The organism is Vibrio sp. 03-59-1 (assembly GCF_013114135.1).
Taxonomy (GTDB): domain Bacteria; phylum Pseudomonadota; class Gammaproteobacteria; order Enterobacterales; family Vibrionaceae; genus Vibrio; species Vibrio cortegadensis.
Genome location: NZ_VTYA01000011.1, coordinates 68,891 through 92,315, shown reverse-complemented (window position 1 = coordinate 92,315; position 23,425 = coordinate 68,891). Strand labels below are relative to the sequence as shown.

Here is a 23,425-nt window from a genome sequence, read left to right as displayed (position 1 = left end):
TGAATCAAAAATCACAACATCTAGCTTTTAAGATAAAGTACAACTGAATTAGCAACTCTCTAGGCATTGGATATTCTGTATCTTCAATACAAGAACGTACTATTGAACGTAACCAATCATAAGTGTTAATTTTATACAGTTTTGATGTCTCAACTAGAGACAACTGACTTACCCCAACACTCGAAACACCGCAACCCTCACATCCCTAGGGCAATCTTGTCGCCTAACTAACTCAACCAAGTTCTGTTTTAAATGATGAAGATTGGTTCTGAATTGAAAGTGCTCAGTAGGGCTCTTGACGATATATGGTGAGTTAGTTGAAGTCAGAGTTTGGTGTATGTGCTTTTGGTATTCGTGAACATCTTCAAAAACACTCGTAAAATTTAGCCAAAACTCTTTAGTTAGCTCAACAAAACTCTGAAGACCTGTATGTCCTCTTTTGGTCACTTTGGTATGAAAGCAGATATACCCTTCCTCTTCGAGCAATTTGATGTTGTTGGATACTCTTCGAATACTCATTCCTAGATACACCGCTAATTCTCCTAGCGAAGCACTAAATCCCATTGAGTTTTTATCAGCATGTTCAGCTAAGAAAGTTGTTATAAGAATCAATGCTTCGGTCTTCTCAAATTTCTGTTTGGTGTGCTTAGGCCAAAAGGTATCGATAATGGAGTCATGTTTGACATCCCTAGGCTTAAGCCTATCGATTTCTGGGTAGCTTTTTGACAATGGTGTACTAGGTAGCAATATTACTTCCTTGCTGGTGACATAGTTTTTAAAGAAAGGTATCTCAAGCAATTTTTCTCCACTGTTAGCCCTCAGAATTCTCCCTAAATCAATAGCCTTTTTTTGATGAGAAAATTGTAATTTTTGTGTTCTCTTCCCATCTACAAAAACTTGGAATTCTCGCTTTGCATCATAAGGGTTGATGAGGTTAATCACGCTTTCAATTGCGACATTTTGTGTTTGCGCATTTGAAGAATGTTTGTCATTTGAGGTCTGTAGTATCTCTTTCATTTCTTTGATCTTAGGTTAGATTATGATTTTAAAATCAACCTTACCACAAAGTGTAATCCGACGTAATTGTTGGATTACACATGAATTATTGTTTCCCTTTATATGTGAGTGATTACCATTGGTAAAATTATCGAAATGAACGAGTTTAATGGTGCTTTTCTTAGGGCTAGAAGGTTGAATTAGGAGGGGGAGTAAAGGTTATTGCCGCTAGAGTGCAACAGTTTTGAAAATCGTATGTGCGGTAAATAATAATACTTATAAGCCAACTATAAGCCTCAATAAAATCATCACAAGTATCTACTCAATACCCTCTCTATCTCACGTGATAGAGACAGTTCAAAAAACAAAAAATAACGGCATCGACTGTACCTATGGAATGTAAATAACGAGGTACAAAACATGGCTAAAACAAACAAGTCTAAGAACCTTACAATCACCAAAGAAAGAACCTATAACGGCTATCCTCTGTATTACGACAAAGAGGGATTGGTTGAAGAGTATCTGGAGAAAATGGAACAGGTATTGGACAACGCACTGGATGAGCATCCGAGAAGTTTAGCGGTAAGAGTTGATCTAAATCTTCCCAAGGACTTTAACGATGATTCTTCAGAAGTATTAACCCGATTTTTTCGCTCTTTGAAATCGCAGATAGAAGCAGATATGAAGCAGAAGTCAAAAAGTGGATGGTGTAAATACAGAGACTGTTCGCTCAGGTATGTATGGGCAAAAGAGTGCTGTACATCGACATCAAGCCACTATCACGTAATGCTGTTTCTTAATCGAGATGTCTATAATTGCTTAGGCTTATTGGAGGATGGTAGAAGCAATTTAGCTAACCGTATTCGCACTGCATGGAAGCGTTCAGTAACAGTAAGCTATAAGGGGGCAGAGAGAGCAATGGTGCATTTTCCCACCCAAGGTGTTTATTCTGTTGGTGCGAAAAAGGATACAGGTCAGGAAGTGAATAATAAAGTGTTCTATCGGATGAGTTACTTAGCCAAACTTAGAACCAAGAATTATGGCAAGAGTCACAAGAACTTTGGTACTAGTCGCGTTTAAATGGTTTTTTATAGATAACATATACCTAGAATCGGATTAAGAGTGTAAAAGAGCTATCATTCTCTCTGTCACGATGGTCGAGGTAGTAGGTATGAGTGAAGAGAGAGTATTCGATGAGGTATATCGAGGTTTCGAGATTAACCCTAGTCGAAAAGGGATGCTAAAAAAGAGATTGGATGATTTGATTCGTGTGTGTGGTAATGCACAGGATAATCATGGGAATACGACGGCGGTAATGTTCAAAATTAATTATCCTTATCAAGCCTTAAATCAAGATGGAAAAGATGTTTTCAATGTTTTCTTGAGGTTGTTTCGGCAAGAAATGTCTGAACAGAATAAAGCTCGCAGAAGATTTTCTTCAATACTCAATGAGTCTAGAGATTCATCAAGGCTTGTCAGGTATGTGTATGTAGTGGAAGAAAGTCTTTACTCCAGAAATACGGTAAGAAAGCAGGGGTGGTTTAACCCCCCTGAGCTTACAGAATCGTTAAATGCTGTATTTTTATTTAATGGCAACAGATTTTCTATTGAAGGGAGAGGTTCTAAGAACAAGCTAAAAAACATGATAATCGATGTATGGGAAAATATTTTACGTAACTCAAGGGTATCATTGGATAGTTACGATATTGATTGGATAGGGTGGTACAAGTTTTCTGCTGAACGCATTACAGATGATTTATTTTTAGATTATCACTACGTCGCCAATGATGACTTTGAAGCTAATAGCAAGATACAAGTATTTAGTGCTAGCTCGGGATAAAAAAAGGAATAATGATTCAACAAGTATTACTACTTAGTTTCAGCTTCCTTTTATTTGGTAGCATCTTCCTCAGATTTTTGTTTCTGACCACAAGTCGCGTTACCGACGTTTACAGCGCCGATAAATGTTTTTTTATTAATAATATATATCTGGTATTAAATTCTGAAGAGACAAAAAAAGAGAGCTGAACGATGAGGATGTAATTGGTTTCGGGTAAATCGAATATTTGATAATGGCGGTCAGTTATTTAGAGGGACACGATGTCCCTCTAATTACAAAGTTACATTTCAGAACACTGACGTAGCGTTTCTGCTTCAGTCCACACTGAACCATCGTTGCTACACTCGATTGTATGAATGCCACTGACTTGGGTCGTACTACGAGTCCACTTACCACTGTTGTTGCGTGTTAGTAGCACTTGTAGACCTTCAGCGTTTTCAGTGAACTTAGAACGCAACCAGATATCAGCACCATAATCACCATCATCATTGAAGTCAGTAGGGATAACACTGATAGGTGCAAAGTCACTTGTTCCTAGGTTCTGGTAAGTATCACTAAGATTAAGTAGGTTATCGTAACCAACTAGACCAGTACCAAAGTAAAGGTGCTCAGACATCTCACCAGTTTGAGAGTTTGTAAGAAGCATACGAGAATCGATGTTGCTAATGAAGTCAAATCCATCACACTCAGAGATATCAGCAACGTCACCATTGGCTAAGTTACGAACACCATACAGTGTACCCGTGTTACCAACCAGTTCACCACCATCGAAGATACGTGCTTGTTTAATATACTCATTAACACTACAGTGACCTTGTGTTCCTATTAGGTCATACTCGCGAAGCATCTCATAGCTAACACCGGAAGTGTTGTCAGAGTTAACAGTCGCATCGGCTTTGAAGATAACTGCAATCTTTGTAGTCAAGTCTTCAGCATACTCTGCTATTTCACGTGTCCAACCATTATCACTATAAACGTACTCTTCACGATACCATTTGTTGTCAAGAGCCTGAGTCTGCCAATCCCAACGGCCAAGGTAGTACTCAACTCCCACATAATTTGCATTAGGGTTAGCATCAGACAATGTCTTGGTTTCTTCAAATGACTTCTGAAGCGACGGTACGATATCAATTGCTAGTTGATGCACCTTATCATTACCTTCGGCGATGAAGTCAGAGTACAGTTCATCGACCGTAATGCCATAGCGATGGGCGATGTTCCATGCTTGTTGTTCTACACGCTTACCAATACTCTCACGTAGACCAACATTCGCTTTAAGGTCAGCACAGTTCTTAATGCTGTCATCGCCTTGCAGCTCACGGCTGATAGAATTCCAGACCAGTGTGGTTAGAGGTGTAGTGTTACGGGTATCTTCATAACCCGGTGTAGCAAAGACAGGTGGATGAACCAATTGATAGGCTTCAGTTACTTCACCGAAGTCACTATCAATCGCCCCAACAGGAACGTCAATCATAACAGGCGCATAATCTGCACAGTCAGCATATTGGCCTGTTGGTGTGATATCGAAAGTACCTTTATCACCAGTAATGGCGGAAGGCTCACCCGCATCTAACTTGCCATTGAAGTTGTAATCAATGTATGCCACACCACCAGTGATGTAACCATCGATTGCAGTACCGCCAACTTTAGCAGCTGGTGTAGTTGGAGTTGTTGGAGTTGTATTAGAGCTACCACCACCACAGGCAGTTAATAGAGATGTGGCCACAGCTAAAGCAATTAACTTTTTCATGATATTTTCCTTTAATGAGTTTATTAGTTACCTGCAAGTGAACACAGGTAGGGTTTATTAGGTTTTAGAGAATTGAATCTTTGGTTTATTCACAGAATTCAGAGGAGTCGTATAGATAATCCTCAAGATGAAAGTGATTGGGGTAGTCGAAATGAAAAGTAGATATTTTCACGGTATCGATAAGCGTTAGGTTTATTTTTCTGACGGCACTTGTTTGCTGGTGGCGATACACCAGCGATAAGTTGTCGTTATCCATAACCAGCCCAAGCGGTTCAACTCGAATGTGATTCAGGTTGAGTGAGGAGCTGTTAAGCGTTATTAATCGGTTATCAAATAGAGCGCGACTTATCACCGCTAAGGTATCCGGTTGGACGGTCTCTATGTGATGGTTTGAAGGGATATTAATGGCAACCTTATTTAACCAAAGTCGTTCCTTGGAGAGAGGTAATCCCTTATACAGCAAGGCTTTCGCGTCTTTTGATTTCGACTGATAGGCTTTTGTAATATGCTCCGGTAGTAACGGATCAAGGTACTTGTCGATTAAGCAAAAGACTAAAGCTTCCCTAGGGCCAAGCTTCAATAGGTTGTCTGCTGTCTTACGGTAAGTGTGAGGAACGCCGGATTCATCACGCTCGACGTTAAACAGTTCGATTATCACTTCATCAAGATAACGCTTTATGCTCCTTGTATTTCGATGAATATCGAGCTCTGCTAATTTCCCTTGGATCTCCTGAGCAGATACTGAAGAGCTTTGAGGAATAAGCATAAGGGTATGGAGTAACGCTGAGATGCCATCAATCGTGGTTTTGTTGCTGGTTGAGTTACTCTTATTCGTAGCGGTCATAAGTCACCACATCTATGACATGCTTCTCTTGCGGCTATGAAAAAGAAACGGGTCTATGTGCATCATTGGATATTTAATGTCGAGAGGGTACGGATGAGGTGGACAAGTAATGTCCACCACCGTAAGAGAGTGAAAATCTCCTTATCAAACTGTGAGCTTATTAACATTTAGCTCATGGATGAGTTACGGCTTGGCATTCCAGCCGTCTTTGATTGCGGCAGTCAAACCTAGCCCTAATGCCACGAGAAAACCGATAGCAGTCAGTGTTCCGATAGCACCAAAGAGAGGAGAGGCAATAAGCAAGGCTGCAATAGAGGCTGTGAGTTTGATAATGCGGCTAAGCGTCTTTTCCCATGACATAGCGATATGCTTAGTGAGTTGATGAATGAAAGGAATGAGTTGGTTGGCGGAATGGACGAATGTACCAAGGCAACTTCATTGCGGCTTTAGCGTAATGTCATCATAAGCGTCCATATCTATATAACTAAGAAAGTTTCCTTCCCACAATTGATAGAGCTCTCTTGCGGCTGTGCTGCTTTTGATTGGTTTCCAGCCAGTGTATTGAGCAAAGAATGCTTGGTCTCTGAAATCAAAATCCAAGCAACGTTCTAATTCAGGGTAATGACTACCAACATAAGCAAAGTCGGTGATGTATTCGATATTCCAGCGTCCATTAGCTGATTGCACGATGGCGATTTCGACAGGATGAAATCCACCTTGCTCAGGACGGTAGGTACTGTCTCGAAAGTTAAAGACCAGAAAAGAGCTGGTGGCTAAGGTTTTATCGTCGGTAAGCAGTTGGTCACTGAGCTTGCTGCGCAGTAAGTCATGAAGCTTGTTAGCGATAGGTAAACTTGATGGGTGGAATAAAACGTCAGACATAGTGATGCCTCCTACGGCAGTAAGACAAATGAAATTTAAGAAGAGAAAGAAACTAGTGAACGAGCGTTAAGGCAATATCGTCAAAAGCTTTGCTGGTGAGGTGCTTATAGAGAGCGTGTGTCCATGACTGAAATACGCTGAGTATTGTGGGTTGGGCCATACTCAGTTCACCACCAGCATCGGGTTGATAGCACCAACCATTTTTAAGATGAAAATACAGTTCTACGTCAAGCTCTTGATGTTCCTCTGTTGGATAAGAAAAGCTCGCCATGCACACGATTGTCCAATGTTGAGAAGCTTGCTTATCCAATTGTATTTCAATGGGGTGCAGCCCTTCTCTATGTTGGTAGTAATGCTGGTGACGACAATTGAGAGCAATCCTCTTTGCATTCTCCGGTATATCGAAATGGGCCATCATTAAAGTGAGTACTTCACTCAGCTCATGAGACAACACAACTTTCCCATATTCACGTTCAATCATAACCATCCCTTCTCAGCAAATGACACACATGTTTCGCCGACCACTAAATGATCGAGAACTCGAACATCCACCAAAGCTAAAGCATCTTTCAATCTCTCCGTTATTCGTTTATCGGATTGGGACGGTGTTGGGTCACCTGATGGGTGGTTGTGAGCAAAGATGACGGCGGCAGTATTGGTTTCTAACACCAGTTTGACGACTTCTCTTGGATAGACGCTTGCCGCATCGATGGTGCCGTAAAACAGCTCTTTGAATTCAATCAGTCGGTGTTGGTTATCCAGTAATAACATTGCGAACACCTCTCGCTCATGGTTAGCGAGTTTATAGCTCACATAGTCTTTGGTGGCTTGAGGGTTGCAGAAAGCATCGCCTCGTACATAGCGATTAGCCAGTATCTCAGCTGCATGCTCCAAGATTTGGTTTTCTTGGTAACGCTGTTCCTTGGAGTAATCCGAACTCGTTGGTTTGTGCATAACAGTCTCCTTTTTTGATTCATTACAGGTATGCACATCAATGACATATACCTGTTCTTTTTTTGAATCGAAGTGGGGCAGGGGTAAACCTTATTTTTTAACGCTGATGGCTTTTCTCATGGGTATATACAGATAGGAGACTTCCCATGAGATTTTTAAGACTAAAAGAAGTGATGGCGTTAACCGGATTAGGCCGTTCAAGTATCTACAAGTTTATGGACGAGAATACTTTTCCGAAAAGCGTACCGCTCGGCGGTCGTGCTGTGGCATGGGTAGAAAGCGAAATCGAAGACTGGATGAGTGAGCGACTCAATAAGCGTGATAATTCAGCACAAGCGTAAGACGAATCGAAAACAACAATTCTAAGAAGGCTGACAAAAAATCATTGTCAGCCTTTTCTATTTAAGGAGATATAAAAATGGGTTATTCAATTTATGTAGATGGATCAGCGCCTGATAATCAAAACGGCTGTACAAGAGGTGGGATTGGGCTGGCGGTATACAACGAAGACAATGAGTTAGTCCATGAGGAAGGGATAACCGTCGACAGGCTAACAGATAATGCAGAGCTTGAGTTAATGGCTTTGGTTGAAGCCTTAGAGTATGCCGAAGATGGTGACGTGATTTACTCGGATAGTGAGTATTGCGTGAAAGGGTTTAACGAATGGTTGGATAACTGGAAACGCAAAGGTTGGCGTAAGTCCGACAAGAAGCCTGTAGCAAACCGTCAGCTGTGGAAGCAAGTCGATGATTTGCGCTCTGAGAAGTATGTGGTAGTGGTAAAGGTCAGAGCGCATTCTGGAAATGAAGGGAATGAAAAGGCGGATGTGCTGGCTGTGGAGGCTGCCAACTTTTGATTAAGAACGTAAGGCCGTTTGTACTTGGGTTGAGTTGATGTAGTGCATCAACTCACTCTATGTAGTGATCAAGTAAAACTAGCAACTTTCCATACTCACTTATTACTTCAATTATGCTAAAATGATATTATCTAAACTAGCAGTAATGATGACTAAATGGCTGAAAACAAAGAACTTAAGAGGTTGCTTGAACCTGATGTCAAAGCTTTGACACTGAATTACTTAAGAGATAAAAGAATAATTGCTGAAGATTCGATTATTATGAACGAATTAACTGTTGGGAACTTTGCTCGTCGTGTGGATTTAGCCATCTATAGCAACGGTAAGCTAGTTGCGTTTGAAATAAAAAGTGAAGCAGATACTTTAGCTCGCTTGAACGGCCAACTTGATAAGTATTTAGAATATTTTGATAAAGTAATTGTAGTTTCCGATACGAAGTTTATTCCAACGTTAACAAATTCTTTACCTAAAAACGTAGGACTTTGGGAAGTGAATTCTTCAAAAATAATAGTTAAACAGCGAGGTAAATACCAGTGCAAAATTGATAACTCAAAATTGATAAGCATGATGGATGTTGTTGATTTATCGAAGTTATCTACAAAATTGAATATACAAAGTGAAAGGAATAGGAGTTCGTTAGAAGACTCCTTGAAACGAGTATCGAATAAAAATTTGAGATCTGGTGTACATGCATCACTAAGCCGTAAATTTTTAGGTGTTACCCACTCTTTCATTGAAGAAACCAAAGATAGAGCAATTTCAAAAGATGATCTAAAAATCCTAAGTAGGTTTAGTACGCATCGGGAGAAAATGAAGTCTGAGCAAAACAAAAGTAGAGTCTTTTGGGATAATATTGAGCAACATATTGCTGATCTAAGTCAGTTTGTAAAAGCCTCGACCCAGTCAGGATAAAGGCGTGTCACCACAAATAATAACCTGTTAACTAATCTTCCCAGTCATCATCTGTATCACCAAATTCATCTAGTGAATCATAATGTAACTGTGTATGAAGATGTTTATTGATCCTTACAGCCGTGGCTTTTTGGGCGCTATTGATACCAAAATCATCGCCTTTACTGGTTAATTCGATTATATAATTGGCCCATAAGCCTAAATTTTCTTCCCAGTATGGTTCAGCCATGATTTTTTTTGAGATGAGAGTATATAGTTCCTTTTTTTCTTTTTTTAAGGCTGCTTGTTTCTCATTTTTTTCGAGTGAAGGTGAAGTATCACTAAACTCCATGCGGATGAAGTTCCACTCATTCCTACAAGAATAATCAATCCGTGGTGGTGGAACTCCCGCCCCACCTGACATTTTTGTAGCTCTAGCGCTACCTCTATCGGAGTAAACTAAATTATCAAAACTGCCTCTTAATTTATCAAATAAAGCTCTTTCATAAATACTTTTTACTCCTTTGTGATACCCACCAAAACCATCTGGAAATGACGTTGAGGAAAGAGAAATTAATGCTTGAGGTAGAATCAATTTTATTGCTTGCAAATACATGAGTATTTGATTTTTAAGTTCAACGTGTTCCTTAGTTATCTGTTCTAAATCCAAAATAACTAGTAAATTATCAGTTTCTTTCAATTTTGGAAGAATAACTTGATAAGCCTGAGATTCAATATCGACTTGCTTGAGTATGACTACCACTCCTCGTTGAAACGAACTCAGTACTTTTAGCTGTGTTGAAAGTTCATTTAGGTTTTTTAATTGAAGGCAAGGAATGGTATTTGGATGTTCTTTAATGAAATTACACCAATTTTGATAACCATTAGCAGGATCAGTAAGTTTAAGTATATCGTGATGAACAGGGCGAAACTTACTACTCTCGCGATTTAATAAGTCGTCATAATCTAGATCTACAATCCACTTTCTATTTTTACCTATTGCTTCTTCTATCTTATTAATCGGGCTTGAGATCTCCTTAGCTGTAGTCCAAGATTTCAGTGGAAATACAGGTAAAATTAGGTCTTTATCCTTATCAGGTAATTCTTTTAATGCTGTTATCTCAGATGGGCTAATAGCTAAAATAGGGCAGTAACAGTATTGAAATTTATTATTAAACATACTAAAACCCTTTTTTTCCTAACCTTACTTCTAAGGCTGGTATAGATAACTCTGCTAATGAGGCCACGTATTCAATCTTTACTTCTAATCTTGTTTCTTCAGGAAATTCAATTTTGTCTATTAATGAGAATGGCATGATGAGATCTGCGGCTAATCTATTTGCTTCGGCTTCCAAGGTATTAGATAGAGAGGAACGAAACAACATGGTATCTTCAATACCATCTCCGATTTTATTCCTATGCAATAAAAAGTGTGCGATTTCATGTGCTAAGGTAAATCGCTGTCTTTCTGGTGAGTCGTGTCGGTTGATCTTTGCAACTACAACACCATCTGTTTCTTTAATGACACCTGAAATTCCGGGGCTAAGAGTAGATCTTTTGACAATAATACCCAACTCTTTTGCTAGAGCTCCAATCTTGATAGGAAAGCAACTTTGGTGTCTTAGAATTATATCCTGCTGACTAGATGACAATTGTGCCCATTCTTTACATTTTTTCATGCATTATCCTCTATATCTTCAGGAAAATCTTCCTCAGATAGAATATCTCTATATACGGCTCTCTCTACCGCAGAGTAAATCAGAACATTGAAATGACCTTCCTGAATTGCATTTTCAATCAATGATTCTGATTTCATAACTGCTCCGTTGATGGCGGCCTGTTTAATGTTGGAATAACCATAAAATGCTGAGAGAGCAATAAATACACCAAATCCAGTAACGATAAGAGTTACACAAGCTAACAACAAACCAATCCAGACTTCAAATCGCATACTTTCATCCTCCAAGGTTTTTGTTTCCTTAGATTCTTTAATCTGGTTGTTAATTGTCGTTAGGTCACTAGATAGTATTTTAAACTTCTTCATCAAGTCAAAATAGTCAGACTGCAACATTTTATGTGCCGATACTAAATTGTCATATTTCAACTCTTGAATTTGAACCGTCTGAATCAAATCATGTTGTTTTGATTCGTTCTCTATGATGGAACTACCATGAACAACCTTCGGCTCGCTATGCTCTGATTTTTCGATGTTACTAATTGTTGCTTGGCCGTTGTGAAGCGGGTTATTAGCATCTATCATGCTAGCATGAGCCGTTCCAGTAAAAATGAGCAGTAATATGAACACTAGTTTTATATTAAAATGCACTATGCTATCAACCAACGGTACAAACTCCTAAATTCAAAACATTCGTTAAAAAGGCGTTAAATCACAAAACAGTAAAAAAGATCGGAAATAGCTTAATACTCATGTTGCTTTATCCGCTTACCAGACCTATTGATAGCAAAGAATTCAAACTTTATGAGAATAGCTTATAGTTATTCGTTTCAATCTAAACTTTTCTGTAAATATTTGAACCAAAATTCATGAAAATATTGATTTACATCAAGTCCTTACTGCTGATGGATGAATCAATAAAATCTCAAATTTCTCATATCGATTGTTACTAATAGCTCGGTTTCCCTTTCAAGCGCTACACAGAGCTTATTTTCATGCTAAGTCACTAAATGGATTAATTAGTCGCTAAGGTATATGCGATAGGCATTGCAAATGCACTTTTTAAGTCAAGAGCCGCTAGCATCGAGTGTGAAGTATATTAGTGATATTTTACCCTACCAACTTCAACGCTTTCTTCCCCGCCATTGAGACATTACCTTCAGCAGCTGTGGTGATATGATCACTCCACCAGCTCATCATAGGACGTCTGCGCTCTAAGTAGTCTGTGCGGTTGTATGCGCTTCTCACTTGGTTTTTGTCCACGTGGGCTAGGGCAGCTTCAATATCGTCAGGGTCAAAGCCTTGCTCGTTCAACGTAGTGCTGGCAAGGGATCTCAAGCCGTGACTGACTAGCCTATTCTCAAATCCCATTCTTTTCAGTGCCATGTTTGCTGTCTGGCTGTTACAAGGCTTTTTAGGATCTCGGTCAGAAGGAAAAATGAATTCTCTGTGGCCACTGATAGGCTGTAATACTTCAAGCAAGGCAATAGCTTGATCCGTTAAAGGTACTCTGTGTTCTTTTCTTTTTTTCATCCGCTCAGCGGGAATGATCCAAAGTTTGTTTTCTAAATCAACCTCTTCCCACTTAGCACCAGCGGCTTCGGCTGGTCTGCTCATGGTGTGTAATTGCCACTCAATCAAACAGCGTGTTACTCGTTTAATCGAAGCGATAGAAATAGCATACATCAGTTCTGGTAGCTCATTAGGCTCCAGAGCTGCCATATTTTTCTTTTTCGGCTTTCGGAAACCAGAGTAAATCTTATCTATTGGGTTATAGCTTAATTTGCCAACGTTAACTGCATACACCATGATTTCATTTAGTCGCTGGCATAGACGTTTTACGGTCTCTAGGTTTCCTTTTGCTTCAATAGGCTTTAGTTGTTTGATGACCGTTTGGGCGTCAATTCTTGATACAGGGTGATTCCCTAAGTCTGGGAAGATATGTAGCTCCAAAGATCGCCAGATATCATCAGCGTAACTAGGAGTGACAGTATCTTTTTTCCTTTCAAACCACTCTTTGGCTAAGTTGAGCAATGTATCTTGAAGCTCTTTTTGTAGTTCAGATAGTTGTGAGTTTCTTTCTTCTTTAGGATCTATTCCCTCTGCAACAAACTCTCTTGCCTCAATTGTCTTTTTACGAGCGTTGGCAAGGGATACTTCAGGATAGGCACCTAGTCCCATGTTGATGCGTTTTTTGCTGATAGGATGGCGATAATTAAAGTTCCATAACCTAGAGCCATTCGTCCTAACTCGTAGCTGTAAGCCATCTCCGTCTGAAAGGACATAATCCTTTTCCTTAGGTTTAGCATTGGTTATTTCTTTATTCGTTAGTCTGGTCGCTCTAGTTCCCATTGCTTCAACTCCTTAAGAAATGGTATTCCAAGATACTACCATTTGTCGCATGGAATACCACGTGGAATACCAAAGTGTATGGAAGCAGGTGAACGATATGGATGTTAATGGAAGCTAAGTTATTGATTTTACTATATTGCAGGCAAGAAAAAAGACGCCCTAGGACGTCTTTAAACTTATATTTGGTGGAGCTGGCGGGAGTTGAACCCGCGTCCAGAAATCATTCATCATTGGTACTACATGCTTAGTCGATCTTTAATTTCACCAAGTACCTGCGAACCGACACGCTAGTAAATGACTATCCTGAATTAAATTTCGAACTTCATCTCTCAGGCGGGAGAATCCGATCTAGCTAGTTTGGGTTTGACTCTCTGTTATTCCCCGTCTTACAAGCGGAAGCTAGGGCAGAAAGGCTCTCAGCAGGTTATTAAGCTGCTAGTGCGTAGTTTTCGTCGTTTGCGACTATTTTTTTGCGGCTTTTTACGTGGCCAACCGCCCCACGGCATGCACCTCAGACTTCAAAATTCCTGTCGAATCCTGAATCAGCCCCAAGTGTTATTTGCATAGTACCAGAAAAGCATAGCCTGTCTAGCGCTGTGCGTTTAAGTGCTTAAAATTAACGCAAACTACTCTTCATAATTCGCGATTTATCTCTCGCCCAATCTTTTTCTTTCATATCAGTACGTTTGTCGTGCAGTTTTTTACCTTTTGCTACGCCAATTTTGATTTTCGCCCATGAGCGAGACCAATACATAGCAGTTGCAACTAGCGTCATACCTTCACGATTAATGCGCCCGATAAGATTATCGAGTTCTTTTCTAGATAAGAGAAGTTTACGAATACGAGTTGGGTTAGCGACAACGTGTGTTGATGCTTGGATAAGCGGAGTGATAGTCATACCACTGATAAATGCTTCTCCATCCCGAACATAGACGTAACTTTCCACGATATTAGTTTTACCTTCACGTAGAGATTTTACTTCCCAGCCTTGTAGCTCAAGCCCCGCTTCTATCTCATCATCAATGAAATATTCGTGGCGAGCTTTCTTATTTAGCGCAATGGTATTGCTACCCGCTTTTGATTTTGATTTATTCTTTGCCATAATGGCCTCATTATACGGATTGCACCTGAATTGGGGAATCCTTTATTTGCGCGCTAGCTCAATAGAATTAAATTTTTCGACAGCTAAATGTATCGCTGTTACTTACAGGAGTCTATATGCCACAAGTCACTCGCTCAGCGTTAGTGTCGTTTAGTGCTGACCAGATGTATGCTTTGGTTAATGATGTTGCTCGTTATCCCGAATTTTTGCCTGGTTGTTCAGGCTCTCGTGTCTTGGAATCATCAAGTACGACAATGGTCGCATCAGTTGATGTTGCAAAAGCCGGTATTAGTAAAACGTTCACTACTTCTAATCAGTTAACTGATGGTACTTCTATTATGATGGAGTTGGTAGATGGTCCGTTCAGAAAGTTACAAGGTGGTTGGTCTTTTATCCCATTAGATGAACAGGCATGCAAGGTTGAGTTGAAGTTGGAGTTCGAATTTTCAAGCCGGATGATTGAGATGGCTTTTGGGAAGATCTTCAATGATCTGACGAGTAATATGGTCAGTGCATTTACCCAACGCGCGAAACAGGTGTATTAAAGATGAGTATTGAATCGGACATGATCCATGTAGAGGTTGTGTACGCGTTGCCACACGAGCAGCGAGTATTTAACTTGGTGGTTAACCGTAATATGACCGTGGAAGAGATTGTACAGCAGTCTGGCGTGTTGGCTTTGTACCCTGAGATTGACTTAGCCAAAAATAAGCTGGGAGTGTTTAGTCGCAATATTAAGTTAGATGCGACGGTTAGAGACAAAGATCGCATTGAGATTTACCGACCACTGCTTGCTGATCCTAAAGAAATCAGACGTAGGCGAGCGGAACAAGCCAAAGCCGCAGGGACTATTGACCCTGTGACAGGCGGTAAGATGAATGAGATGCGTAAAAGCTAGTTAGGTCTTGTTTGCAATCTCTTTGTTATCATGTCTTCGTTGACTATATCTATGGTAACGATGTCTTCGGCAACGATGTCTTCGGTAAAAATGGTTTCGTTAACCACATCTGCATTGGCGTTGCTGCGTTTAACTTGAAACCGTTGTCGTTACCGTAATGTGATGTCATTGTGGAAGATTGCTTATGCGCCAGATATAGAAAAGGCTCGTCATTGCGAGCCTTTTTATTGCGAGTTGTGTTTTCCGGTGAGGGTTAGTTTAAGCCTTCGAAAAATGTGTCGCTTTCCGGGAAATCACCCGCAATATTCAATAATGTACCATGTTCACCAAAGTTCACGATTAAGTCCTTTTGGATCGGATCGTTATGGCCTTTGGTATGATGGTAGATGTAGTACCAAGTATCAGGGTAGCCATTTTCAATTAGCATAGGGGATCCCATGACATATCGAACTTGGTCTTTAGTCATACCAAACTTGAGTTGGCTAACTGCTTCTTGTTCTACATAGTTACCTTGGTTTATATCAATTCGATAAACCAGCTTTTCTAATACGGAGCAACCCGTCAACATTGTTAGTGTTAGTGCTAGTGGGACTGCTACTAACCACTTCTTAAATCGCATAGTAAAATTCTTAGTCGTTATCCGTAAATCTGGCCTGATAATAAACAAGCTAGAGGCAGAAGTAAAAAACTCCCTGTTATTTGATGCTAATCAGACTGCTATTTTTGAGTTAAGTTGCATTATTGGACAAAAATAGTGCTCTGATTGAACTTTTCAAACAAACTTTCGGCTTAAGCAACCATGAGTAGTTCTTTCGCGTTGGCTAATGTCGAGTCGGTGATTGTGCTGCCTCCAAGCAGTCGTGCTAGCTCTCCAATACGCTGAGTTTCATCCAAAACGTTCATCTGCGTTTCAGTTTTTCCCGCTTTAGTATTTTTCGCGACAAACAACTGTTGATGCCCACACCCTGCGACTTGAGGAAGGTGAGTAACACACATTACCTGAGTGGACTCTCCTAGTTGACGAAGCATCTTCCCGACAACGGCAGCGGTTGGGCCGCTGATACCGACATCGACTTCATCAAAAATAAGGCTTGGTGTTTCTACCTTCTGTGCGGTGATGACCTGTATCGCCAATGAGATACGTGATAATTCACCACCAGAAGCGACTTTCGCAATGGGCTGCATTGGTTGCCCAGGGTTAGTCGAAACCACAAAAGTGACGCAATCTAATCCAAGAGGAGAGGGATGAGAACCTTGAGCTTCAACCTGAATCGCAAATTTCGCGTTTTCCATGCTCAATTCATGCATGCTTTGTGTGATCAGTTTATTTAACTCTTTCGCATAGCGACTACGAGACTTATGCAGTTTCTCGCCATGATTGAGGAATAATTGGAATTTTTGCTGCACTTCTTGAGCGAGTTCGTCGAGTTTCTCGTCTGAACAATCAAGCTCTTCGATCTGTTTCAACAAATCTTGATGATGCTGATAGAGCTCATTGGGTTGAACATGATGTTTACGAGAGATAGACATAATTTTTGAGAAGCGTTCTTCCACAAAGGCCATTCTTCCTGGATCTACATCAATGCTGTCTAGATATGAGCGCAGTTCGTTGTTGGTCTCTTCAATTTGAATGATCGCTTCCTCAAGCATATTAGGAAGTGAGGATAGTTTTTCGTCTAGTTCAGCCAGTTGGATTAACGAACTATTGGCTTTTTGAAGCACGCTGAGGGCATTGTATTCATCGCCTTCATAGATGAGGTCAATGGCGAGTTGGCAACTTGAGGCAAGCTCTCCGCTATTGGATAAGCGTTTATGCTCTTGCTCTAACGTTTGGAACTCCTCTTCACCAATGGCGAGTTCAGTTAACTCTTTAATTTGGTATTCGAGAAGCTGCTTTTGAGCTTGGTTCTGTTGGCTATTATCACGTAAAGTTTTTAGGGTGTTGTCGGCTTGTCGCCACGCTTGATAAGCGTTACGGACATTTTTTAGCAGATTAGTATGGCCTGCATATTGATCCAACATGGAGAGTTGGTAATCACTTTTCATTAATTGATGGTGCGCATGTTGACCATGAATGTTGATCAATAGTTGAGCGAGTGATTTTAGTTGAGATAGCGGAACAGGGCTGCCATTAATAAAAGCGCGAGATCGACCCTCTTTGGTGATGGTTCGGCGTAAAATGCATTCGCTTCCATCAAAAAGATCGTTGTCTTCTAGCCAGCGAGTGGCATTGAGATTGTTGTCGAGTAAGAACGCGGCACTGACTTCGGTTTTTTCTTCACCTTGTCTTACCATTCCTGCATCAGCTCGACCGCCTAAACATAACCCGAGTGCATCTATTGCAATAGATTTACCTGCGCCTGTTTCACCAGTGATGGTGGTCATGCCCTTAGAGAGCTCTAGCTGTAGCGACTTAACAATTGCAAAATTATTAACACTTAAATGAGCCAGCATCTTTTATTACCTGTATAACTAAAACTACTGTATAAGAAGACAGTATATACTGTTTCTTTATACAGTAAAGTTATACAGGTAATTTTTGTTGCTTATGCGATTTCATTTTGTGAGCAGCATCAATCTAATGGCCGTTTCTCTTTAATCTATTTATGTTTTAGTAACTTGGTAGATTTATATCCGCCCAATGCCTTAAGCGAGCACGGAATTAAAACAGCTTACTAGACCACCCAAGTTTGTTTCGCAGTACATGGTAATAGCTGTAATCTTTCGGGTGAATCAACTTAAGTACGTTGGGGCTTCGGTAAATATGAATTTCATCGCCAGGAGAAACAGGTAGCGATATTTGTCCATCACAACTCACCTCTTGAGTGCCCGGATTATCAGGAGAAACAATGAGCTTAATATTTCGATTTCCATCTACTACAAGCGGTCGACTCGATAAAGTGTGTGGGAACATAGGCACAAGTGAAATGGCATTAAGGCTTGAAGAGAGGATAGGGCCTCCACCTGAAAGCGAATAAGCGGTGGATCCTGTAGGTGTGGAAACGATTAATCCATCTGAACGCTGAGAAAAAGCAAAACTATCATCGATATACACTTCGAATTCGATCATTCGTGCGACTTGACCCGGGTGTAAAACGGCTTCATTTAATGCGGCATTATGACTTTTTATTTGACCATGGCGATGTATTTCAGTTTCTAATAGAAAGCGTTCTTCTTCAGAGTATTCACCACTCAATACGGCTTGCAGTGAGGTTTGGAAGTCTTCTGGGTTGAGATCGGTAAGAAATCCTAAGCTTCCACGGTTGACTCCAATGACGGAAATATCAAAGCGTGAAAGGATCCTTGCCGCTCCAAGCATATTCCCATCACCACCAACAACAATGGCAAGATCGGCTTTTTTTCCTAGGCTGACTAGGCTGGCAAATTGTTCTTGTGGGATATCATCTAAGATCGCAGCAAGACGATCGTCAATAAATACTTGATAACCCTCAGAAGTTAGCCAATTAAATAGCTCTCGATGGGTTTGAATTGCTTTTTGATCACGAGGTTTACCTATGATGGCAATGACCTCAAATGGCTTTTTCATAACGTTTCCAAACTATTAATGCTTGAATCACAAATCTTCGTCCCCATAATAAAGGCAAGTCGAACGTCTATGCGAGTTTTTTATCTCAATTTAGAGGTTTAATATCGCCTTTTGATATGCATAGAAAATTGAATTCTGGAGAGAACATGAGCAACGAAGAGAACAAATTGAAAGAAGAAGAGCTGCAACAGCAAGAAACAGCCGAGCAAGAAGTTGAAGCTGTTGGTACTGAAGCGGATGTGGACTGGAACCCAGAAGAAGAACTTTTTCCAGAAGAAGAGTCTCAAGTCGCTCAACTTGAAGCTGCATTGCTTTCTAGCGAAGCTAAAATTAAAGAGCAACAAGAGTCTGTATTACGTGCTAAGGCTGAAGTTGAAAACATGCGCCGCCGTACTGAGCAAGAGATCGATAAAGCTCGTAAATACGCACTGAACAAATTTGCGGAAGGCTTGCTACCGGTTATTGATAACCTTGAGCGTGCAATTCAAGCAGCAGATGCAGAACATGAAGCGGTGAAGCCAATTCTTGAAGGCATTGAGCTGACTCACAAGACATTCGTAGATACCGTGTCTAAGTTTGGTTTGAAAGAGATTAACCCTGAAGGTGAAGTGTTTAATCCAGAATTCCACCAAGCTATGTCAATTCAAGAAAGTCCAGATCACGAATCAAACACGGTTATGTTTGTGATGCAAAAAGGCTATGAGTTGAACGGGCGTGTGGTTCGCCCTGCAATGGTTATGGTTGCAAAATAAAATACCAAATCGAATGCATAAAAAGAGAGGCTTAGGCTTCTCTTTTTTTTGTTTTTAATTCAAGGGAGGCTCGATATATAAGGGCTTTCTAATCTTTATTGAGTTCGATGTAATAACATATTGTTATCTTTGGTGATTGGAGTTTTGTATTGCAATGCTATGAGTTGGTGATTGTTTGTTCTGATTTGCTTTATGTAACATTAATGTAAATAAATGCTTTAAATTGTAATTTTGCTGTGTATTATGCGCGGTAGTTTAGCGTTTTAAACGCTTTGCTCACTAAAATATTACAATTATTCAACACAACAAACCGGAGACGAACGATGGATAAATCGCTCTCAAGTAAAATTTTTGTAGGCTTGTTCGCTGGTCTGCTTATTGGTACTGCCATTCAGTATCTATTTAATGGGATAACAATTTTCGATACATACTTACTAGGCCTTGCAGAAGGCGCTGGTGGCATGTTTGTTTCACTGATTAAACTTTTGGTTGTGCCTCTAGTTTATGTCTCTATCGTTTGTGGCATCGTCGATTTAAAAGACATCACTGCATTTGGTCGTCTTGGTGGTAAAACCTTTGCGCTTTACATTATTAACACCATCATTGCGATTACGGCTGCTTTAACCGTTGGTATGATTTTCCAACCGGGTGCTGATGCAAATCTTGCTGGAACGGTCTCTGAAGCGGTTAAGCTGACGACAACAGAAACGCCAGACATTTTCTCTCTAGTGGTTAATATTGTACCAAGCAACCCTGTGCAAGCTTTTGCTAATGGTGACATGCTCCAAATCATCTTCATGGCTATTTTGACTGGTCTTGCTATTCAGGCGCTTGACTCTCGTGGTGGCCCTGCGATCAAAACGTTCAAAATGGCCAATGAGATCATGATGAAGCTTGTAGGCTTGGTGATGAGCTTGGCTCCATTTGGTGTATTTGCCCTTATGATTCAACTGGGTGCCACTTTAGATGCGAATACTCTAGCTTCTGTTGCTGGTTACGTGGCGCTTGTTGTCGCAATGCTTGTATTCTGGATTTTTGTCTTCTATCCAATGATGGTTGGACTGACAACAGGTATTTCTCCTCGCCAATTCTTGCGTGCAACTCGTGAACAAATACTGTTCTCACTATCTACAGCAAGTTCTAACGCAACTATCCCTGTAACGATGCGTACTTTGACTGAAAAGCTTAATGTATCTAAGTCAGTGGCTGGTTTTGGTGTTCCGCTCGGCGCGACAATGAACATGTCAGGTGTGTCTATCTATATTGCACTGGCGACTATTTTCGTTGCGAACGCATTTGGTCAGCCAATTAACTCTGCAGACATCTTCACTCTAGGATTAACGATTCTACTTCTGTCTATTGGTGCCGGTGGTGTTCCTGGTGGTGGTGTTGTGATGGTGGGCGTGCTTCTTCATCAACTAGGCTTGCCACCGGAAGGTCTTGCAATCATTGCTGCGGTTGACCGTATTAATGATATGTTCTGTACTTCTTCAAATGTGGTTGGTGATACCGCTGTGAATACCATTGTGGCTAAATCAGAGAATGAAATCTCGGTATCAGTTGAGAAAGAAGCAGAGCCAGCTCAAGCTAACTCATAAGACGAGCTAACTCATAAGACGAGCTAACTCATAAGAAACGATACAACGAATATAATCAGCGGAGCCAATTGGCTCCGCTTTCTTTTGGTGGTTTTCAGTGTTTAGGATAGACAGTTGCTTATGAGCACCTGTGTCATTTTTAAAGAGTAGAAACCGCCTTTTTGAAAATAACCCTTCGCTTTTTGACTAATACAGATAAAAAAGTGATTTTTTTTGCTTGCGACCCTTGAAAAGGAATTGTCCGCCCCTATCTATTGGGCATACAAGAAGCAAACATGATTATGCTTCATAATTTGTGAATGAGGATTGCGTCCTTGTTTACTCGCTCCAATTTTGGGGCATAGCAAAAACTAAACAGAATTTATTTCGGAGATAGCCTGATGGGTAGAATCATTGGTATTGATTTAGGTACTACTAACTCTTGTGTTGCAGTTTTAGACGGCGACGCACCACGCGTAATTGAAAATGCTGAAGGCGAACGTACTACAGCATCAGTAGTTGCATATACTGAAGGTGAAACGCTAGTAGGCCAGCCAGCTAAACGTCAAGCCGTAACAAACCCTCAAAACACACTATTCGCAATTAAGCGTCTAATCGGTCGTCGTTTTGAGGATGAAGAAGTTCAGCGTGATATCGAAATCATGCCTTTCAACATTGTTAAAGCTGACAATGGTGATGCTTGGGTTGAAGCGCAAGGTCAAAAAATGGCTGCTCCTCAAGTTTCTGCTGAAATTCTTAAGAAGATGAAGAAGACAGCTGAAGATTTCCTAGGCGAAGAAGTAACAGCAGCAGTAATCACTGTTCCTGCATACTTCAACGATGCACAACGTCAAGCAACAAAAGATGCTGGTCGCATTGCTGGTCTAGAAGTTAAGCGTATCATCAACGAACCAACAGCAGCGGCACTTGCTTACGGTCTTGATAAGAAAGATGGCGATCGCACTATCGCTGTATATGACCTTGGTGGCGGTACATTTGATATCTCTATCATTGAAATCGACAAAGTAGACGGCGACCAAACTTTCGAAGTACTAGCAACTAACGGTGACACTCACCTTGGTGGTGAAGATTTCGATAACCGCATGATCAAGTACTTGGTTGAAGAATTCAAAAAAGAGCAAGGTATCGATCTTAAGAACGATCCTCTTGCAATGCAACGTGTTAAAGAAGCTGCAGAAAAAGCGAAAATTGAACTGTCTTCTGCACAGCAAACTGACGTAAACCTTCCTTACGTTACCGCTGATGCGACTGGTCCTAAGCACATGAACGTTAAAGTGACTCGTGCAAAACTAGAATCTTTAGTTGAAGACCTAGTACAACGTTCTCTTGAGCCACTAAAAGTTGCTCTAGCTGACTCTGATTTATCAGTAGGCGATATCACTGACGTAATCCTAGTTGGTGGTCAAACACGTATGCCTATGGTTCAAGCTAAAGTTGCTGAGTTCTTCGGTAAAGAAGCTCGTCGTGACGTAAACCCTGATGAAGCAGTAGCAATGGGTGCTGCAGTTCAAGGTGGTGTACTTGCTGGTGATGTTAAAGACGTTCTTCTACTAGACGTAACTCCTCTATCTTTCGGTATCGAAACGATGGGCGGCGTAATGACTAAACTAGTTGAGAAAAACACAACTATCCCAACAAAAGCGAACCAAACGTTCTCAACAGCTGAAGATAACCAAAGCGCGGTAACTATCCACGTTCTTCAAGGTGAGCGTAAGCAAGCGACTTACAACAAGTCTCTAGGTCAATTCAATCTAGAAGGTATTCAACCAGCACCACGTGGCATGCCACAAATCGAAGTTACATTCGACCTTGATGCTGATGGTATCCTAAACGTATCTGCTAAAGATAAAGCGACTGGTAAAGAACAGAAGATCACTATCCAAGCTTCTGGCGGTCTATCAGACGACGAAATCGAAGCAATGGTACAAGAAGCTGAAGCTAACAAAGAAGAAGATAAAAAATTCGAAGAGTTAGTGACTACTCGCAACCAAGCTGACCAAATGATCCACGGCACTCGTAAGCAAATGGAAGAAGCTGGTGAAGCTCTACCTGCAGACGAGAAAGAGAAAATCGAAGCGGCTATTACAGCACTAGAAGGCGTTAAGTCTGGTGATGATAAAGAAGCGATCGATGCTAAAGTTCAAGAACTTATGCAAGCGGCTCAAAAGCTAATGGAAATTGCTCAACAACAAGCTCAAGCTCAACAAGCTGGCGCTGAAGGTGAGCAACCTAAGCAAGAAGACGATGTAGTTGACGCTGAATTTGAAGAAGTTAAAGAAGACGCTAAGAAGTAATACTTCTCGCTAATCAACTTCAGATCTAATAGTCTTGCGGGCGTCAGAGGTAACTCTTACGCCCGCAATCTTGTAAGTAACGAATCACTCTAGATAATACTCAGATAAATAGCTCAATTTTTAATGATCTCTTTAGGGGTTTTATCTAGATTGATACATAAACCGCCCATGGCACGTTGAGTGCGATGTGGTAG

25 protein-coding genes and 1 other RNA gene are annotated in these 23,425 nt (G+C 40.7%); 10 read left to right on the top strand and 16 right to left on the bottom strand.

Annotation, left to right across the window (positions count from 1 at the left end):
- Nucleotides 1-168: 168 nt before the first annotated feature.
- Nucleotides 169-1,017: a helix-turn-helix domain-containing protein gene (locus F0249_RS12715; protein WP_171756912.1), complete on the bottom strand. Its 849-nt coding sequence runs from the start codon at nucleotides 1,015-1,017 to the stop codon at nucleotides 169-171.
- 399 nt (nucleotides 1,018-1,416) lie between these two features.
- Between F0249_RS12715 and F0249_RS12710 the strand changes: the two genes are divergently transcribed.
- The gene (locus tag F0249_RS12710) at nucleotides 1,417-2,076 is read left to right on the top strand and encodes an inovirus Gp2 family protein (RefSeq protein WP_171756911.1); all 660 of its coding nucleotides are present in this window, start codon (nucleotides 1,417-1,419) and stop codon (nucleotides 2,074-2,076) included.
- Nucleotides 2,077-2,167: 91 nt separating this feature from the next.
- Nucleotides 2,168-2,836 carry a hypothetical protein gene (locus tag F0249_RS12705; protein WP_171756910.1) on the top strand — a complete coding sequence of 223 codons (669 nt, stop codon included), beginning with the start codon at nucleotides 2,168-2,170 and terminating at the stop codon, nucleotides 2,834-2,836.
- Nucleotides 2,837-3,116: 280 nt separating this feature from the next.
- On the opposite strand, the gene F0249_RS12700 is transcribed toward F0249_RS12705, so the two are convergent.
- From F0249_RS12700 to radC, 6 genes are all read right to left on the bottom strand, one after another.
- On the bottom strand, nucleotides 3,117-4,586 hold the full coding sequence (locus F0249_RS12700) for a hypothetical protein (RefSeq protein ID WP_171756909.1): 1,470 nt from the start codon (nucleotides 4,584-4,586) through the stop codon (nucleotides 3,117-3,119).
- An 85-nt stretch (nucleotides 4,587-4,671) separates the two neighbouring features.
- Complete coding sequence (locus F0249_RS12695; protein ID WP_171756908.1) at nucleotides 4,672-5,430, bottom strand: WYL domain-containing protein; 759 nt, start codon at nucleotides 5,428-5,430, stop codon at nucleotides 4,672-4,674.
- A 183-nt stretch (nucleotides 5,431-5,613) separates the two neighbouring features.
- Nucleotides 5,614-5,790, bottom strand: a complete 177-nt coding sequence (locus tag F0249_RS12690) for a hypothetical protein (RefSeq protein WP_171756907.1) — start codon at nucleotides 5,788-5,790, stop codon at nucleotides 5,614-5,616.
- A gap of 75 nt (nucleotides 5,791-5,865) precedes the next feature.
- On the bottom strand, nucleotides 5,866-6,312 hold the full coding sequence (locus tag F0249_RS12685) for a DUF2787 domain-containing protein (RefSeq protein WP_171756906.1): 447 nt from the start codon (nucleotides 6,310-6,312) through the stop codon (nucleotides 5,866-5,868).
- Between the two features lie 52 nt (nucleotides 6,313-6,364).
- A complete protein-coding gene (locus F0249_RS12680) occupies nucleotides 6,365-6,793 on the bottom strand; it encodes a DUF2787 family protein (protein ID WP_171756905.1) in 429 nt (142 codons plus the stop codon).
- Complete coding sequence (radC, locus tag F0249_RS12675; RefSeq protein ID WP_171756904.1) at nucleotides 6,790-7,266, bottom strand: DNA repair protein RadC; 477 nt, start codon at nucleotides 7,264-7,266, stop codon at nucleotides 6,790-6,792. Before radC ends, F0249_RS12680 begins: the two co-directional genes overlap by 4 nt.
- Nucleotides 7,267-7,412: 146 nt before the next feature.
- On the opposite strand from radC, the gene F0249_RS12670 reads away from it, so the two are divergent.
- From F0249_RS12670 to F0249_RS12660, 3 genes are all read left to right on the top strand, one after another.
- A complete protein-coding gene (locus F0249_RS12670; protein WP_171756903.1) occupies nucleotides 7,413-7,607 on the top strand; it encodes an AlpA family transcriptional regulator in 195 nt (64 codons plus the stop codon).
- A gap of 77 nt (nucleotides 7,608-7,684) precedes the next feature.
- Complete coding sequence (locus F0249_RS12665) at nucleotides 7,685-8,122, top strand: ribonuclease HI (RefSeq protein WP_171756902.1); 438 nt, start codon at nucleotides 7,685-7,687, stop codon at nucleotides 8,120-8,122.
- Between the two features lie 156 nt (nucleotides 8,123-8,278).
- A complete protein-coding gene (locus F0249_RS12660; protein ID WP_171756901.1) occupies nucleotides 8,279-9,034 on the top strand; it encodes a sce7726 family protein in 756 nt (251 codons plus the stop codon).
- A gap of 31 nt (nucleotides 9,035-9,065) precedes the next feature.
- On the opposite strand, the gene F0249_RS12655 is transcribed toward F0249_RS12660, so the two are convergent.
- From F0249_RS12655 to smpB, 6 genes are all read right to left on the bottom strand, one after another.
- The gene (locus F0249_RS12655; RefSeq protein ID WP_171756900.1) at nucleotides 9,066-10,193 is read right to left on the bottom strand and encodes a protein beta; all 1,128 of its coding nucleotides are present in this window, start codon (nucleotides 10,191-10,193) and stop codon (nucleotides 9,066-9,068) included.
- Between the two features lies 1 nt (nucleotide 10,194).
- The gene (locus F0249_RS12650) at nucleotides 10,195-10,692 is read right to left on the bottom strand and encodes an ImmA/IrrE family metallo-endopeptidase (protein WP_171756899.1); all 498 of its coding nucleotides are present in this window, start codon (nucleotides 10,690-10,692) and stop codon (nucleotides 10,195-10,197) included.
- Nucleotides 10,689-11,354, bottom strand: a complete 666-nt coding sequence (locus F0249_RS12645; protein WP_171756898.1) for a hypothetical protein — start codon at nucleotides 11,352-11,354, stop codon at nucleotides 10,689-10,691. Before F0249_RS12645 ends, F0249_RS12650 begins: the two co-directional genes overlap by 4 nt.
- A gap of 444 nt (nucleotides 11,355-11,798) precedes the next feature.
- Nucleotides 11,799-13,040: an integrase domain-containing protein gene (locus F0249_RS12640; RefSeq protein ID WP_171756897.1), complete on the bottom strand. Its 1,242-nt coding sequence runs from the start codon at nucleotides 13,038-13,040 to the stop codon at nucleotides 11,799-11,801.
- A gap of 183 nt (nucleotides 13,041-13,223) precedes the next feature.
- Nucleotides 13,224-13,590: a transfer-messenger RNA gene (gene ssrA / locus F0249_RS12635) on the bottom strand.
- 66 nt (nucleotides 13,591-13,656) lie between these two features.
- Nucleotides 13,657-14,142 carry an SsrA-binding protein SmpB gene (gene smpB / locus F0249_RS12630; RefSeq protein ID WP_017053795.1) on the bottom strand — a complete coding sequence of 162 codons (486 nt, stop codon included), beginning with the start codon at nucleotides 14,140-14,142 and terminating at the stop codon, nucleotides 13,657-13,659.
- Between the two features lie 116 nt (nucleotides 14,143-14,258).
- On the opposite strand from smpB, the gene F0249_RS12625 reads away from it, so the two are divergent.
- A complete protein-coding gene (locus F0249_RS12625; RefSeq protein WP_113796532.1) occupies nucleotides 14,259-14,687 on the top strand; it encodes an SRPBCC family protein in 429 nt (142 codons plus the stop codon).
- Between the two features lie 2 nt (nucleotides 14,688-14,689).
- Complete coding sequence (locus tag F0249_RS12620) at nucleotides 14,690-15,040, top strand: RnfH family protein (protein ID WP_171756896.1); 351 nt, start codon at nucleotides 14,690-14,692, stop codon at nucleotides 15,038-15,040.
- A 253-nt stretch (nucleotides 15,041-15,293) separates the two neighbouring features.
- Here the strand turns inward: F0249_RS12620 and bamE are convergent, their stop codons facing one another.
- The 3 genes from bamE to nadK form a co-directional block, all read right to left on the bottom strand.
- The gene (gene bamE / locus F0249_RS12615; RefSeq protein ID WP_171756895.1) at nucleotides 15,294-15,659 is read right to left on the bottom strand and encodes an outer membrane protein assembly factor BamE; all 366 of its coding nucleotides are present in this window, start codon (nucleotides 15,657-15,659) and stop codon (nucleotides 15,294-15,296) included.
- Nucleotides 15,660-15,829: 170 nt separating this feature from the next.
- A complete protein-coding gene (gene recN / locus F0249_RS12610; RefSeq protein ID WP_113796528.1) occupies nucleotides 15,830-17,494 on the bottom strand; it encodes a DNA repair protein RecN in 1,665 nt (554 codons plus the stop codon).
- Nucleotides 17,495-17,702: 208 nt separating this feature from the next.
- Nucleotides 17,703-18,587: an NAD(+) kinase gene (nadK, locus tag F0249_RS12605; protein WP_017053800.1), complete on the bottom strand. Its 885-nt coding sequence runs from the start codon at nucleotides 18,585-18,587 to the stop codon at nucleotides 17,703-17,705.
- 146 nt (nucleotides 18,588-18,733) lie between these two features.
- Between nadK and grpE the strand changes: the two genes are divergently transcribed.
- From grpE to dnaK, 3 genes are all read left to right on the top strand, one after another.
- Complete coding sequence (gene grpE / locus F0249_RS12600; protein WP_113796526.1) at nucleotides 18,734-19,339, top strand: nucleotide exchange factor GrpE; 606 nt, start codon at nucleotides 18,734-18,736, stop codon at nucleotides 19,337-19,339.
- A 323-nt stretch (nucleotides 19,340-19,662) separates the two neighbouring features.
- Nucleotides 19,663-20,937, top strand: coding sequence for a dicarboxylate/amino acid:cation symporter (locus F0249_RS12595; protein WP_113796524.1), 1,275 nt, complete (start codon nucleotides 19,663-19,665; stop codon nucleotides 20,935-20,937).
- Nucleotides 20,938-21,317: 380 nt separating this feature from the next.
- Nucleotides 21,318-23,231, top strand: a complete 1,914-nt coding sequence (dnaK, locus tag F0249_RS12590) for a molecular chaperone DnaK (RefSeq protein WP_113796522.1) — start codon at nucleotides 21,318-21,320, stop codon at nucleotides 23,229-23,231.
- Nucleotides 23,232-23,425: the final 194 nt, after the last annotated feature.